This is a genomic window from Labrenzia sp. THAF35, from assembly GCF_009363595.1.
Classification (GTDB): domain Bacteria; phylum Pseudomonadota; class Alphaproteobacteria; order Rhizobiales; family Stappiaceae; genus Roseibium; species Roseibium algicola.
The window spans coordinates 3,369,174-3,383,315 of sequence record NZ_CP045380.1 but is presented as its reverse complement, the minus strand read 5'-3'; the positions used below and the strand labels follow the sequence as shown (position 1 = coordinate 3,383,315).

The following is a 14,142-nucleotide window of genomic DNA, read 5'->3' as shown; positions in this document are numbered from 1 at the left end:
AAGCGTACAAGGCAATGCCTAGGCCCCTTTCAGGGCCGGGTCTCGATGCAAGTGTTTTCACAGGAAAGCGGGCAGTTCCAGCGGGAACTTGTCTTGGTGTCAATTTCGTTTGCCGCACTGCGCGACGTCATCGCACATCAGGGCAGCCGCCTTATTCGGCAGCTTTTCCATGCGTCGAACGGGCGTTGTGTATGTCCTGGGCTTCAATGCAATTGTCCAGGAACTGACGTGCGCTGGCCGCCCAGGTGTAGTTCATGGCAATCGTGCGGCAATGTTCGCGTGGGATATCCAGCGCGGCTTCCGCCGCTTCGCGCAGATCTTCCGACAAGACACCCGCCCCCGTATCGCTGATGACGTCGAGCGGGCCCATTACCGGGAAAGCGGCAACCGGCACGCCGCAGGCCAGGGCCTCAAGCATAACGTTGCCGAAGGTGTCGGTGAGTGAGGGAAACACGAAGACATCCGCGTCGGAATAATGCCTTGCGAGATCCTCGCCCACCTTGGAACCGGTAAAATGCACCCCCGGGTACTCCCGGCGCAGACTGTCGAGCTGCGGGCCACCACCGACCACCACTTTCGATCCCGGCAGGTCGAGATCCAGAAACGCCTTGATGTTCTTTTCGATTGCGACCCGGCCGACATACATGAACACCGGGCGCGGCAGGTCAGCTGGCAGAACGGAACCCTCGTAAGGCTTGAACTGCTGCTCATCCACACCGCGCGACCAGCGCATCAGATTGGTAAAACCACGGTCACGCAGATCCTGCTCCAGCGACCGTGTTGCGACCATGCAGCCGCAGCCGGAATTGTGAAACCGGCGCAGCCAGCTGTAGGACCAAGTCAGCGGAACCGGCAGCCGGGCTGAAACATATTCTGGAAACCGGGTGTGGTAACTCGTGGTGAACGGACGCCCAGCCTTCTTGGCGACGCTTGCCGCCAGAAGCCCGAGCGGGCCTTCCGTTGCAATGTGCAGATGCTCGCAGCCGTAATCCTCGATCTTCCGACGCACAATGCCGCGATGGGTCAACGACAGGCGAATTTCCGGATAGGTCGGACACGGCAGCGTCGTGAATTCCTGAGGGGTCAGGAATTCCACCCGCACACCGATCTTCTCGAGTTCTTCGGCTGTGCGCTCCAGCGAGCGAACCACACCGTTTATCTGGGGATGCCAGGCATCCGTCACAATCAGAATGGAACTCATGCGGCGACCGGTGCTTCCTTGGCTTTCGCCGGCACGGCCTCCTCCTGGGTACGGTCCACCCATCGGATCACCTCAAATGTTCCATCGTGGTGCTCGGCAACCGCAGTGCAGCTTTCCACCCAGTCACCCGTGTTGATGTAGTGAATGCCGTTCATATCACGGTCCGCGGCGTGGTGAATATGACCACAAATGACGCCATCGACGCCCTGCCGGCGCGCCTCGTCGGACAGGGCTTCTTCGAAACGTCCGATAAAGCTGACCGCGTTCTTGACCTTCAACTTGGCCCAGGCGGACAATGACCAGTAGGTCAGGCCGAGACGGCGGCGGACCACATTGAGCCAGGTGTTGACGCCGAGCGCGGTCACATAGGCCTTGTCGCCAAAGAAGGCCAGCCACTTGGCATGGCGGATCACCACGTCGAACTGGTCACCATGAATGACCAGGTAGCGTTTGCCGTTGGCAGCTTCGTGAATGATGCTGTCGGTCACTTCAACGCCGCCGAAATGCGTACCGAGGAAGCTGCGCAGAAACTCGTCGTGATTTCCCGGAATATAGATGACCCGGGCTCCCTTGCGCCCCTTGCGCAGGATCTTCTGCACCACGTCGTTGTGAAGCTGTGGCCAGTACCAGGACCGCCGCAGACGCCAGCCATCGGCAATATCGCCGACCAGGTAGATGGTCTCGGCTTCATTGTCCTTCAGAAAGTCCAGCAGCATCTCCGCCTGACAACCGCGCGTGCCAAGATGGACGTCGGAAATAAACAAGGCCCGGTAATGCCGCGATGCCTCAGCGGTAGACATAGCACTTCTCCAAATTCCCTTTGGAGCGCTATAGACGCGATTCAAGTATCACTATTATGACAAACGGCGTGACTTCCCCGGGGCTGTTTGTTTTCCAGCTTAATGATTAACACCGGCACGGATCGGGTATTGGCCTCCTTCACTTCATTCCGTTGCTTCACGAACATCTTGCCGGATGCTGACCGGCTCCATATGTCCCTGACGGCATTTGACAGCATCGGGTTTTGCCAGCCACAAAGCATGTCCAACCTGCATCAAGGAGAACGTTCATGGACCTCGGCCTCAAGGGCAAAAAGGCAATCATCTGTGCGTCAAGCCGCGGCCTCGGCAAGGGCTGCGCCGAAGCACTGGCGGAAGCAGGCTGCGACATCGTCCTGAACGGACGTAACGAAACGGTTCTGGAAGAAACCCGCACCCTGCTGCAGAACCGCTTCGGCGTGAGCGTTGCCGCCATCGCAGCGGATGTTTCCACACGGGAGGGACAAGAAGCGCTTCTGGCGGCCTGCCCGGATCCGGACATTCTGGTCAACAACAATGGTGGCCCGCCCCGGCGCGACTATTCCGAGCTGGACCGTGCGGCGCTGATGGAAGGTGTGGTGCAGAATTTCGTCACCCCCATCGAGCTGATCCAGGCGGTTGTTCCCGGCATGAAGGAGCGCGGTTTCGGCCGCATCGTCAACATCACTTCGCTTTCGGTAAAGATGCCTATCGAAGGTCTCGACCTGTCCAGCGGTGCTCGCGCGGGGCTCACGGCATTCCTGGCCGGCGTCTGCCGCCAGCTTGCCCCCCACGGGGTGACGGTCAACAACTTGCTGCCCGGCAAGATGGACACCGATCGTCTGAAAGGCGGCTTCGAGCGCGCCGCGCAGCAGTCAGGCAAAAGCATCGAGGATGTCCGGGCGGCACAGGCAGCGGAAATCCCGGCAAGACGTTTCGGTTCAGCCGAGGAGTTCGGCCAGACCTGCGCTTTCCTGTGCTCCCGCCACGCCGGTTACATCACCGGCCAGAACATCCTGATGGATGGCGGGCTCTATCCGGCGGCGTTCTAAGCGTCCAAAGTCATGAAGAAAGGCCGGAGCATATGCTCCGGCCTTGTTTGTTTTTATCAGCGGGTTTCCGCTCAGTAGGTGTATCTGAGCGCGGCCGAGATGATGTTCACCTGGCTGTCGACCTTGCCTGTGTATGTACCGATATTGGAATTGTAGTCCTGGTGGTTACCCGAGATATCGATCTTGGTGTCGGCTGGTATCAGGTGTGAGTAGCCGATGTCGAAAGCGAGATTGTCCGACGGAGACCATGTCATACCGGCCGACAACCACAGACGATCGTTGTCCGGCAAACGCGTGGAACGAATGGCCTCATCGATCGGCGAAAGCTCGTAGCCGACACCTGCACGCAGGGTAACCTGCTGGTTCCAGTTGTACTCGCCACCCACCGAGAAGAACCAACCGTCGTCGTAGTTGAATTCCAGGTTTGGCAAACCGGTCGGATTGGTGGTTGCCGTGCCGCCATCACTGCTCGGATGCACTGTCTTCAGGCGGGACCAGTTGGTCCATTCAACCGTACCGGCGATCTTGAAGGTATCGTTGATGCGGTGACTTGCCGACAGAGTAACGGTTTCCGGCGTGACGACTGTCGCCTCGATGCCTGCACGATTGCCCGCGAAGGAAACCGGGGTCATGCCGGCAAAAAAGCGCCCGCCCGGGTTGCTGTAGGACCCGTCGAGATTGTTGGCGACCGCGGACCGGTAGCCAAGACCGATCTCGGTCCCCTCCCAAGGCCGCACAGTCAGGCCCGCGGTGACGCCAATGCCGTAGCCTTCCCCCTTGAACTCGGTCGTCGCCGCAGAGGTAGAGAACGGATAGGCCGATTTCAGCCGGACTTGCAGATACTGCGCCTGGACCCCGACACCGACAGCGAACATGTCGTTGATCTGATAGGCGATGGCCGGATTAACGTTGACCGAGAACACTTCGGATGACCGGGAATAATACTGGCCTGCCCAGTTCTGCTCCGGTTTGGTGCTAAGCCCGAACGGCGCATTGACGGCAAGGCCGAACACCACTTGATCATTGAAGCGGTAAGCTGTGTAGGTGGACGGTACCCAGGCATCCGATGCAATGTCGCCGCTGCCCGCTGTGCTGCTGGTCGCACCATTGACGGTTGTCAGTGCTCCGGGCGTAAAGGTTCCGTCGATATCGGACTCAGGCATGATGAAAGAACTGTGCGATTCAATCGTAAGCCCTTTGCCCGCACCAATCAGCGTTGCCGGGTTCCAGAACATCGAGGAGATGGACTCACCCGTCGTTCCGTTCCCCGCGAAAGACATTCCTTGATAATAGGCACTCTGCTCTCTAAGTGCGAAACCACCTGCGAACGCAGAACTTGCAACCATTGATAGAGCTACAGCTGTAGAAGCAAGTAGAACTGATTTCTTGTTTACCCACGGCATTGAGTTTCCTCCCATCCCCTAGCCACCGGATGCTTGATGACAACCTGAGACAGGGTTTTAGGAGAATGCCGTCCGTTTCAACTGAATATTTACGTCAGTTATGCGGTCGTTTTTTCATGCTGCAATGCGAAATGCGCGGCTTTTCTGGTAGGTATTGCTGCGTAGACATTCAAAACACTTCAAAAACGACAGGTTCAGAGTCTGTTCGTCATCACACCGACACACTTTCAGACATTTGCCTAAAAAACAGGCACTCGAAATGTCAGTTTCCGATAACGTAATTTAACAGTGAATCGTTGCGGCTTTGCCACAGGTTTCGTGACGGAATGTGGATCTTTTGTAGGACAAGTCCCTTGATATTCCTTGGTAAAAACGCCAATCACCTTTCCTAACGGAAACCGTGTCGGCACACCACTGCACGGTAGCCTTTCCATTCGAAATTGAATTTTTGTCAGGATGTTTGTCAGCAGGCGACGCCCTACCGCCCGGTCAATTACCGCTCTTCCGGCAAGGCAGGTTGCAAGCTGCGAACCGGTGGGTTGCACCGGCTCGCAGAAAGAGACGGTCCAGGACCGCACTCCATTCGTTGCTTACAGCCTCAAGCGGCAAGCCTAGCTGTCGCGAGCTTCGAGGAAGCGGCGCATGGCAACGTCACTCCAGGGGGCAAGGCGCGCCCGCGCAGCCATATGACTGTCGTAGATCCTCTGGCTAAGCGCATCCTTGCTCGCGAACTCGGACAGCACGACTGCCGAAGTCTCCCGCAAAGCATCCAGAACGTCGTCCGGATAAGGACGGACGGTAACGCCGTCCTCTTCCTGCAGAAGCTTCAGTGCGCCTGCATTCTCCCAATCGCTTTCTGCTAGCGAGCGGCCGTTTTCTGCCTTGCAGGCCTCCAGAACAATGGCGCCAAGGTCTTCCGGCAGGCCTTCCAGCGCCACCTTGTTGAAAAGCGCTTCACCGGTGCCGTTGGGTTCATGGAACCCCGGCGTGTAGTAGGACTTTGCCGCCTTCTGGAACCCCATTGCCCTGTCCGACCAGGGACCCAGGAATTCGGTGGCGTCCAGCACGCCGCTGTCCAACGCCTGGAACAACTCTGCAGGCGGCAGGCTGACAGGCGTCGCCCCAAGCCGGTGCATCACTTCGCCGCCAAGGCCCGGCATGCGGATCTTCAGCCCCTTGAGATCGTCAAGAGTGTTGATTTCGCGCTTGAACCAGCCCCCCATCTGAACGCCGGTGTTGCCGGCCATAACGGGCCTTAGTCCGAACGGGGCATAAAGCTCGTCCCAGAGCGACTGGCCGCCCCCCTGCTCAATCCAGGTGATATGCTCATGCGGCAGCAAACCAAAAGGGATCGCCGTGAAATAGACAGAAGCAGGGATCTTGCCCTGCCAGAAAAACGAGGCCGTGTGCGCCATCTGCGCCGTCCCCGCCGAGACCGCCTCGAACACGCCCAGAGCCGGCACCAGTTCCCCTGCAGCATAAAGCCGAACGCGCAGGCGACCACCGGACATCAGCTCGATCCTGTCGGCAATGCGCTGCGCCGTGACCCCGGGCCCCGGCAGGTTCTTTGGCCAGGATGTGACCATCTTCCATTCCAGCGTCGCCTGCTCCTGCGCCACCGCCGGGGCGGCCAATGCGCTTGCACCGGCGGCGGCGGAAGCCCCCAGAAGTCCGCGACGGCTGATCCGTCCGGTTTCGGTTTTTGGCTGATCGGTCATCTCACTTGCTCCAGAACGCGTGGAAATGATGGACTGGCCCGTGACCACTGCCAATGTGAAGCGTGTCGGCAGCGGCGATGGCAGCCTGAATATAGGACTTGGCGGACCTGACGGCCGCTTCCATGTCCTGCCCCTTGGCGAGACCTGAGGCAATCGCGGATGACAGGGTGCAACCGGTGCCATGCGTGTTGTCGGTCTTGATCCGCTCTGACCTGAGCCAGACCGCATTGCCGTTGCGATCCAGAAGCAGATCGGCGCTATTCGCGCCAGACCCGTGCCCGCCCTTGAGCAGAACCGCGTTGGCTCCAAGACCGAGCAGACGTTCTGCCTGCGCCTGCATTTGCGTTTCGTCAGCGGCAACATCGCCCTGCAACATGCGGGCAGCTTCATGCAGGTTCGGGGTAACAATATCGGCCAGCGGCAGCAGCAAGGCAATCAGCGTGTCGACCGCACTGTCGGCAAGCAACGGGTCACCGGAGGCAGCCACCATCACCGGGTCGAGCACAACCGGGCCTGTCTCATGTGCCCGAAGCCCCTCAGCTACCACCTCGATCGTATCGACACGCGACAGCATGCCGATCTTTGTCGCCTTGACGGCAAGGTCCGAGAAGACGGCTGTCATCTGGGCCCGCACGAACTCCGGCGGCACATCATGGATGGCGCTGACGCCGAGCGTGTTCTGCGCCGTCAGGGCTGCAATAACACTGGCACCAAAGACGCCGTTTGCGGAAAAGGTCTTGAGATCAGCCTGAATGCCGGCTCCGCCGCCGGAATCCGATCCTGCAATGGTTACCGCAATTGCGGTCATGGGAACCTCCTGGGAGTAGATGCCGAAAAGCCTGCGTCAGCCGGTCTTGAGACGGGCTTCAATGTCGCGGTCAGTCAGGCAATAGAGTGCGTCGAGCAACTCCGGCACCAGACTGCCTGGCCCGCCTGACCGGCCGGCAGCGATTTCGCCGGCAATGTTGAAGACGGACAGTCCGCAAGCAGCTGCAAGCGCCCTGTCCTTTTCGATACTCAGGAACGCCGCCAGAACCGCACCGCCGGCACAGCCGGTGGCCGTCACGCGTGACATCAGTGGATCGCCGTCGCGCAGCAGGAAATCCTCGCCGCGGCTCTCGACCCTGTCTTCTGGGCCGGTAACCGCAAAAACCGTTCCGGCCTCGATCAATGCATCAGCATCCGCCCGCTCCGGCAAGAGAGCGTTGAGTTCTTCCGGATTGAGCCGCACCAGATCCGGCTTCAGGCCCAGCAATTCGCGTGCATAGGCGCAGCGCACGGGAGACCGGTTGACGAAAACCGGATCGACACAAACCGGACGTCCGGCAGTCCTGGCAGCTTCGATCGCCAGCGGAATGGCCGCACGGCGTTCCTCGTCGAGGGTGCCGAGGTTCACCAGCAGCGCATCAGCCCCGCCGGCAAAGGCGGCAACTTCCTCCCGCGCGATGGTCATGGAAGGAACGGCACCGAGCGCAAGCAGCACATTGGCGGTGAAACTCTGGGCGACCGCGTTTGTGATGGCGTGAACGCGCGGCGTTTTCTGCCGCACCCTTTCCAGAAGGGTGAAGACCTGTTCGGCGCTCAGGGCCTGTGTGGAAGCAGCGACGGAAAGGCTCATGACGGCTCTCCTGCGACAGAAAGCCCGTTGCCGGTATTCCGGAAAAGACGTGTTGAAGGGAGTGGTGTGTGCATCATGATCTCAAATCCCTCCGCCGGTATCAGCCGGATCAGGTTCAAGGAGTTGGCAGGCCGCCTCTCAGCCCGGTCCAGGATGGCCGGGCACCCCCATGAGATGATTGCACTGCTAACAAGCCGGCCGTGCGATTGCAAGACCCGCCTTGTGCAGAGCGGCTACTCGGCAATTGACTGGCGGGAGGAGATAGGCGATGTCCTAGTCTGCTTTCGTGAATCTGTTGCCCGGCATGTTTGGCTGACCGAACAGCCCGGCTGATGGTTCAGGTGACACGTTCACCCCCTTCAAACACCAACTGCCCGGAGCGCCCCATGGTACCGTTTTTCGTGATGATCAAATGCCAGTTGGGCAAGACCTACCAGGTCGCCAATGCGATCGCCGATGCGGAAATTGCGTCCGAAGTCTACTCCACCTCCGGCGACTACGATCTTCTGGTGAAATTCTATGTCGACGACGGCTCGGACATTGGCCACTTCGTGAACGAGAAGGTCCACCCGATCGACGGCATTCAGGACACCAAAACCATCATTACCTTCAAGGCCTTCTGAACTCAGACCCGGAAATTTTCCATGAAACTCATTAAAATCGCCGCCCTTTGCCTGCCCCTCGCTCTTGCTCCGATCGGCTCGACCGCGTCCGCGCAAGGCATGCCGCCGGAGCAGATCAAGCAGATCCTGGACCTTACCAAAGCCAACTGGGTGTCATTCCGCGACTGGCAGGGCCAGGAGCTGATCTATTTCACCCACCTGGAATCCTGGAAGTGCGGCATCGACTATGTCTTCTACGGATTGAACGACGACCCGATTGAGCAGGAATGGCAACTGGAAGCCTGTGACCCGGACAACCAGAATGTCGTTCTGAAGGACAAGCCCTATCTGGAGCTGCCCCTGGGGTCGGCCCAGTCGATCAGCGTGCAGCTGATCTTCAAGGACGGCACCAAGAGCGCTGTTGAGCGGTTCGAATACAAGTCGCAGTAAGGCCGATTTCGGAAACCACCCGCATTCGCCGTCATTCCGGACAAGCGCAGTAAAGCTGCGTGCCGATCCGGGATCCAGCGCATCAGCGTGAGCAAAGCGAACTCTTCTCTCTTTGTTTAATGCCGCGCCTAAGGCGCGAAATAAGTCTGGATTCCGGATCGGTGCACAGCATTGCTGTGCTTGTCCGGAATGACGGGGAAGACAGCGGGACCTGCCCTCTTGTCTCTCCCCCTACGAACGCGAGGGCGATGACGCCCGGCGTGCCTTTGTCCGGTCCAGCCCGAGCTTGTGCTCGCGGTAGATGACGAAAATACCGGCGGCAATCACGATCAGCGCCCCCAGCACCACTGCAGGCAAAGGCGTTTCGCTGAACACTACCCAACCGACAATGATCGCCCACAGCATGTTGACATAGTCGAACGGGGCAATGGTGGAGGCATCCGCGAACCGGTAGCTCTGCGTCAGCAGGATCTGGCCGACACCGCCTGCAAGGCCGATCAGCAGAAGCAGACCTGCCGTGGGCAGGTCCGGAATGATCCAGGCCTGACCCGGCAGCAAAAAGCCCAACGGCAGCGTGAGCAGCGACAATACGGACGACATGCCCGCAAACCAGGTAACGATCGTGGACGTGCGCTCCGTCTCGCACAACTTGCGCACGGTGATCATGGCGAGCGCGGCAAAGCCGGCTCCTGTCAGGCCGATCAAGGCCCCGATCATCGAGTTGCTGTCCAACTCCGCGTCACCCAGATGCGGTGACAGCACAACCAGAATGCCGACAAAGCCGACACCTACTGCGCTCCAGCGATAGACCCGCACCTTTTCGCCAAGGAGCAGAAACGCCAGCACCACCACGAAGAGCGGCGATGCAAAGCCGATCGCCGTCGCATCCGGCAAGGGCAGCAGAGACAACGCGGTGAAGCCGCAAACCATCGCCGTCAGGCCGACGGACGCCCGGGTAAGATGTCCCAGCGGGTTGGCCGTTCGAAAGGCGAGCCCCAACTCCCGGCGCATCGCCACCATGATCAGCACCGGAAACAGCCCGAAGAAATTCCGTGCGAACACAAGCTCACCGATCGGCACCGTCTCGGCGGCGATCTTGAGGGCCGTTGCCATGACGAAGAACACCATGGTGGAGGCTACTTTCAGCGATATTCCGATAAGAGGTGCCTGCCGGGTCATCCCGGTGGGCGCCGGAGGTCCGGAGAAACGGGACTTCTGGCTCAAGAACGCCATGACAACTTCCAGGCCCGGCGCTCTTCATGAAGCCACGGGCGGTGCGTCGGACCGCGGAACCGCCGGGACAGAAAACTGGCTTGAACGTCTTGCGCAGACCTGACCTTAAGCTTGCGCCCCCGGTTCAGGAGTGGTGCCGCCGGCAACCGCGAGCTCCCGCTCGGCAATGGAGACCTCAAAGCCTTTCAGACGTTTGTAGATGGACAGGAGCTCGATGATCGTCGTCCAGGAATTCACCAGGAACTGGAAGGACGAGGACACCTGGCTGAAGGCCGTCAGGATTTGCTGCACGATACCAAAGGTGATCTTGCCCACCACAATCGTCGGAATGAGGATGAAATAGGAGAAGATGTTGTCCGACTGAAGGTAAATGCCGCGGGCCAGGTTAAAATAGAGATAGTGGAAGTAGAGCCGGAAATAGTTTTGACGGACAAAACCGAACAGCTCGCGCAAGGTCGCCGGATTGGCGCGATCTTCATGATCTTCCCCGTACACAAGTTCCTTACGGTAGGCTGCCTCAACGCGCTGGTTGTGGAACTCCAGTCCGGGCAGCTTGATTCCGACAAGGCCGAGCAAAACCGTCCCAAACAGCGACCAGATGATTGCCGCGGTGAACAATGGCGCCGGAATTTCGCCTACGATCGGCAGGGACGAGACATGACTTGAAAGCGCAAACAGCACCGGCAAGAAGGCAATCAGTGTCATGATCGAGTCGATGAATGCAACGCCAAGCCCTTCCATGATGGAAGCAAAGCGCATCGTGTCTTCCTGAATACGCTGCGAGGCACCTTCGATGTGGCGCACATTCGACCACTTTTCGACGTAGTAGTCGTTCATCGCCGTGCGCCAGCGGAAGACGTAGTGGCTGACGAAGAAGCGCGTGAAGATATAGAGAATGACCCAGACCGATGTAATCTGCGCGAAGATCAGCATCAGGTTGTAGAAGTCTGCTGCGGTGACACCGCTTTCCTCTCCATTGAGCGCGTTTTGCAGCGTATCGAAGAACGGTCTGCGCCAGTTGTTGATCGCGACTGACACCTGAACGCTGTAGTAGGTCATGAAAATGATCAGGGACGAGCCCCAGATCGACCAGATCTGCCAGCGGTGGTCGCGAGAGAACATCCACCAGAAACCGCCGAAGAGCAGCGTGCAGATGCCGTAATAGATATAGAACCAAAGAAAATCAGGTGTGACGAAATAGGGCAGCCCGATGGGTGGTTGCTCACCCTGTGGCGGCGTGCCGAAGCCCAGTGTTTCTGTCAGTCCTTCAGCAAACCCGTACCAGGCAAGGATTGCGGCGAGTGACCAGAGGAAGGCAGACAGGAAGAAAAGTTTGGGCTTGGGAAAGAAGGACTGAAACAACGGGAGGATCCTATTTCTTGAAGCGGAAGGATTCGCGCCACGCACCGATGAACCGCAAGATTGCGGCAAGAACCGGATAATTCATACGTTTATTTAAAAGAAACCACAGACACAATCTTGAGAACCGGGCTTTACCGGTGTCAACTTGCTGCCTGAAAGATAAAAGGCGCCTCGAAAGGGCGCCTTTTTCAGTTTCCGTTATTTTGCTGCCTGGATGGCTTCCCACACGCGAAGCGGGGTCGCCGGCATGTCGATCAGCTCGCTGACCCCTGCCCCGTCCTTCAGCGCCTTCTGCACCGCATTCATGACCGATGCACAGCCGCCGATGGTTCCCGCTTCACCCGCGCCCTTGATGCCCATGGCATTGGTGGTCGAAGGAACGTTGCGGGTCTCGAAGTGAATGTCCGGCAGGTCTGCTGCACGGATCATGCGGTAGTCGAGCAGCGAAGCCGTCAGAAGCTGGCCGTCTTCGTCGTAGATCGTCTGTTCGCACAGAGCCTGGCTGAGTGCGGAGGCCGCACCGCCATGCACCTGACCTGCCAGAAGAAGCGGGTTCACCGTGACACCGAAATCATCGACGATCACGTAGTTGACGATGGCAACGTCACCGGTATCCGGATCGATTTCCACCTCGCACACATGGGTGCCGTTCGGATAGGTCGCCTCGGTCTGATTGACCTCTTCGCGGGCGGTCAGAGTTTCCCCGGCGCCTGCCGCAATCTCGGCTAGTGTCACCTGCTGGTCGGTTCCGACCACACGAACCATGCCACCGTCGAGTTCAAGATCCTCGATCCCGGCCTCAAGCCGATCAGCGGCAAGTTCCTTCACCTTCTTGACCAGCGCAATGCCAGCATCGCGGACAGACGGCAGGCCGATGGGGATGGAGCGCGACCCACCCGTGCCGCCCCCCTTGCGCACCCGGTCGGTGTCGCCCTGGATAACGTCGATGTCCTCGATGGAGATGCCGAACTGTTCCGCGATGACCTGGCTGTAGGCCGTCGCATGGCCCTGGCCGTTGGTCTGCGTACCGATCAGCAACGTCAACGTACCCTTGTCGTTGAGCTCAAGGGTGGCTTCCTCGCTGCCAGGGAAGGCACAGGCCTCGATATAGGAACAGATGCCGATGCCGCGGTACTTGCCGTGCTTCGCACTGTCGTCCTGCCGGGCCTTGAAGCCGTCCCAGTCGGCAACTTCCAGCGCCTTTTGCAGATGGCCGGAAAAATCGCCGGTGTCGTACATTCGCCCGGTCTGGGTCGTGTAAGGCAGTTGCTCCGGCTTGATGAAATTGCGCCTGCGGATCTCTACCGATCCGACACCGGTTTCCTCTCCCGCCTTCTCGATCAGGCGCTCGATCAGATAGGCAGCTTCCGGACGGCCCGCGCCGCGGAAGGCATCCGTCGGCACCGTGTGCATGTAGACGCCCTCGACCTTCGCAAAGACGGCCGGAATGTCGTAGAGACCGGAGGTCATCGATGTGCCGACGAAGGGAATGAACGGGCCGAACTGGTGCAGATAGGCACCCATGGCAGCCTTGACGTGCACCTTGAGCCCCAGGATCCGGCAATCGACGTCCAGCGCCAGTTCCGCGTGGGTGACGTTGTCCCGGCCATGTGCATCCGTCACGAAGTGGTCCATGCGCTCACCCGTCCAGCGCACTGGCCGTCCAAGTTCGCGAGCCGCGACCATGCTCAGCGGGTATTCGCGGTAGCAGAACATCTTGGTACCGAAGCCACCACCGACTTCCGGCGTGATCACCTGCAGTTTGTCAGCTTCCAGATCCAGAATGCTGCAGATGATGTCACGCAGTCCGTGACCGCCCTGGGTGCCGACCGTCAGCTTGAACCGATCACTCGCAGCGTCGAATTCGGCAACGCAGCCACGCAGTTCCATGTAGTTGGCGACGATCCGGTTGTTGACGACGTCGATGGAAACGACCTTGTCAGCCTTTTCGAAGGCAGCGTCGGTCTTGGACTGATCACCCTGACCGTATGTGAAGGCAACGTTGGTGCCGAACTCCGGCCAGACCTTCACGGCGTCCGGTGCAAGGGCCTGCTCGATCCCGACGACAACGTCCAGCGGGTCGTAGTCGATTTCCAGCATCTCGGCGGCATTCCGGGCTGCGTTGACATCGTCCGCGACGATGAAGGCAATCGCATCGCCCACATAGCGTACTTCGTCGGAGCACAGGACAGGCTGATCGGGCGCTGCGAAATTGGAGCCGTCGATCTGCTTCGGACGCGCCCGGCAAGGCATCGTCCGGCCTTCCAGCTCGGCTCCGCTGAGCACCAGCCGGACACCGTCCATCTCACGGATCTCGTCTACATTTCCAAGGCTGATGCTCGCATGTGCCATGGCGGACCGAACGACGACCCCGTGCAGGCAGCCTTCCGGCATGTAATCGCCCGTATAGATGCCCTTGCCCGTTATGAGCGGCTCATCTTCCTTGCGGCGCAATGGGGCGCCAACACCGAACTTCGGAGTGACCATCTGGTTCATGAATCTGGACCTGCTTTTTTTGGGAAGACTTTCCCTTGGGAAATATCCACGCGCCGGGAGCGCCGGTTTTGTTCAACATAGTGCCCGAAAGCCGACGTGGCCAGAGGTTTGGACAATTCTGCTTCGCACAATTGTTTTTCCGGGCAAGCTGTGGGGGCTGAGACGGCTTGCTCATTCGGTGCCGGTGGCCCATCCATCAACACGAGCCAG

Annotated in this window: 12 protein-coding genes and 1 riboswitch; of the genes, 3 read left to right on the top strand and 9 right to left on the bottom strand. The window is 59.3% G+C overall.

Annotation, left to right across the window (positions count from 1 at the left end):
* Window positions 1-151 precede the first annotated feature (151 nt).
* Both FIU93_RS15455 and FIU93_RS15450 read right to left on the bottom strand, forming a co-directional pair.
* Window positions 152-1,201: a glycosyltransferase family 1 protein gene (locus FIU93_RS15455; protein ID WP_075284098.1), complete on the bottom strand. Its 1,050-nt coding sequence runs from the start codon at window positions 1,199-1,201 to the stop codon at window positions 152-154.
* The gene (locus FIU93_RS15450; protein ID WP_023000648.1) at window positions 1,198-2,001 is read right to left on the bottom strand and encodes a UDP-2,3-diacylglucosamine diphosphatase; all 804 of its coding nucleotides are present in this window, start codon (window positions 1,999-2,001) and stop codon (window positions 1,198-1,200) included. The genes FIU93_RS15455 and FIU93_RS15450 overlap by 4 nt, the downstream gene beginning before the upstream one ends.
* Before the next feature lie 269 nt (window positions 2,002-2,270).
* On the opposite strand from FIU93_RS15450, the gene FIU93_RS15445 reads away from it, so the two are divergent.
* Window positions 2,271-3,050: an SDR family oxidoreductase gene (locus FIU93_RS15445; RefSeq protein WP_075284099.1), complete on the top strand. Its 780-nt coding sequence runs from the start codon at window positions 2,271-2,273 to the stop codon at window positions 3,048-3,050.
* A gap of 71 nt (window positions 3,051-3,121) precedes the next feature.
* On the opposite strand, the gene FIU93_RS15440 is transcribed toward FIU93_RS15445, so the two are convergent.
* The 4 genes from FIU93_RS15440 to FIU93_RS15425 form a co-directional block, all read right to left on the bottom strand.
* A complete protein-coding gene (locus FIU93_RS15440; RefSeq protein WP_209010135.1) occupies window positions 3,122-4,396 on the bottom strand; it encodes an outer membrane protein transport protein in 1,275 nt (424 codons plus the stop codon).
* 668 nt (window positions 4,397-5,064) lie between these two features.
* Window positions 5,065-6,171 (bottom strand): TRAP transporter substrate-binding protein, encoded by a 1,107-nt coding sequence (locus tag FIU93_RS15435; RefSeq protein ID WP_152506082.1) that lies wholly within the window; start codon window positions 6,169-6,171, stop codon window positions 5,065-5,067.
* A gap of 1 nt (window position 6,172) precedes the next feature.
* Window positions 6,173-6,979 carry a bifunctional hydroxymethylpyrimidine kinase/phosphomethylpyrimidine kinase gene (gene thiD, locus FIU93_RS15430; protein WP_077292415.1) on the bottom strand — a complete coding sequence of 269 codons (807 nt, stop codon included), beginning with the start codon at window positions 6,977-6,979 and terminating at the stop codon, window positions 6,173-6,175.
* A gap of 36 nt (window positions 6,980-7,015) precedes the next feature.
* The gene (locus tag FIU93_RS15425) at window positions 7,016-7,789 is read right to left on the bottom strand and encodes a hydroxyethylthiazole kinase (RefSeq protein ID WP_152506081.1); all 774 of its coding nucleotides are present in this window, start codon (window positions 7,787-7,789) and stop codon (window positions 7,016-7,018) included.
* Between the two features lie 68 nt (window positions 7,790-7,857).
* Window positions 7,858-7,968: riboswitch (TPP riboswitch) on the bottom strand.
* Window positions 7,969-8,175: 207 nt separating this feature from the next.
* Here FIU93_RS15425 and FIU93_RS15420 point away from each other — a divergent pair.
* Both FIU93_RS15420 and FIU93_RS15415 read left to right on the top strand, forming a co-directional pair.
* Window positions 8,176-8,412, top strand: coding sequence for an Lrp/AsnC ligand binding domain-containing protein (locus tag FIU93_RS15420; RefSeq protein WP_023000641.1), 237 nt, complete (start codon window positions 8,176-8,178; stop codon window positions 8,410-8,412).
* Window positions 8,413-8,433: 21 nt separating this feature from the next.
* Window positions 8,434-8,841: a hypothetical protein gene (locus tag FIU93_RS15415; RefSeq protein ID WP_023000640.1), complete on the top strand. Its 408-nt coding sequence runs from the start codon at window positions 8,434-8,436 to the stop codon at window positions 8,839-8,841.
* 231 nt (window positions 8,842-9,072) lie between these two features.
* Here the strand turns inward: FIU93_RS15415 and FIU93_RS15410 are convergent, their stop codons facing one another.
* From FIU93_RS15410 to FIU93_RS15400, 3 genes are all read right to left on the bottom strand, one after another.
* Window positions 9,073-10,074, bottom strand: coding sequence for a DMT family transporter (locus FIU93_RS15410; RefSeq protein WP_051990128.1), 1,002 nt, complete (start codon window positions 10,072-10,074; stop codon window positions 9,073-9,075).
* Window positions 10,075-10,179: 105 nt separating this feature from the next.
* A complete protein-coding gene (gene sbmA, locus FIU93_RS15405) occupies window positions 10,180-11,436 on the bottom strand; it encodes a peptide antibiotic transporter SbmA (protein ID WP_023000637.1) in 1,257 nt (418 codons plus the stop codon).
* 198 nt (window positions 11,437-11,634) lie between these two features.
* Window positions 11,635-13,932 (bottom strand): xanthine dehydrogenase family protein molybdopterin-binding subunit, encoded by a 2,298-nt coding sequence (locus FIU93_RS15400; RefSeq protein ID WP_152506080.1) that lies wholly within the window; start codon window positions 13,930-13,932, stop codon window positions 11,635-11,637.
* Window positions 13,933-14,142 lie beyond the last annotated feature (210 nt).

What these genes read in the sequence shown, in the direction of transcription:
- FIU93_RS15425 (WP_152506081.1), bottom strand. Translation starts at nt 7,789, where the DNA reads ATGAGCCTTTCCGTCGCTGCTTCCACACAGGCCCTGAGCGCCGAACAG.
- FIU93_RS15420 (WP_023000641.1), top strand. Translation starts at nt 8,176, where the DNA reads ATGGTACCGTTTTTCGTGATGATCAAATGCCAGTTGGGCAAGACCTAC.
- FIU93_RS15455 (WP_075284098.1), bottom strand. Translation starts at nt 1,201, where the DNA reads ATGAGTTCCATTCTGATTGTGACGGATGCCTGGCATCCCCAGATAAAC.
- FIU93_RS15415 (WP_023000640.1), top strand. Translation starts at nt 8,434, where the DNA reads ATGAAACTCATTAAAATCGCCGCCCTTTGCCTGCCCCTCGCTCTTGCT.
- FIU93_RS15445 (WP_075284099.1), top strand. Translation starts at nt 2,271, where the DNA reads ATGGACCTCGGCCTCAAGGGCAAAAAGGCAATCATCTGTGCGTCAAGC.
- thiD (WP_077292415.1), bottom strand. Translation starts at nt 6,979, where the DNA reads ATGACCGCAATTGCGGTAACCATTGCAGGATCGGATTCCGGCGGCGGA.
- FIU93_RS15435 (WP_152506082.1), bottom strand. Translation starts at nt 6,171, where the DNA reads ATGACCGATCAGCCAAAAACCGAAACCGGACGGATCAGCCGTCGCGGA.
- FIU93_RS15400 (WP_152506080.1), bottom strand. Translation starts at nt 13,932, where the DNA reads ATGAACCAGATGGTCACTCCGAAGTTCGGTGTTGGCGCCCCATTGCGC.
- FIU93_RS15450 (WP_023000648.1), bottom strand. Translation starts at nt 2,001, where the DNA reads ATGTCTACCGCTGAGGCATCGCGGCATTACCGGGCCTTGTTTATTTCC.
- FIU93_RS15440 (WP_209010135.1), bottom strand. Translation starts at nt 4,396, where the DNA reads ATGGTTGCAAGTTCTGCGTTCGCAGGTGGTTTCGCACTTAGAGAGCAG.
- FIU93_RS15410 (WP_051990128.1), bottom strand. Translation starts at nt 10,074, where the DNA reads ATGGCGTTCTTGAGCCAGAAGTCCCGTTTCTCCGGACCTCCGGCGCCC.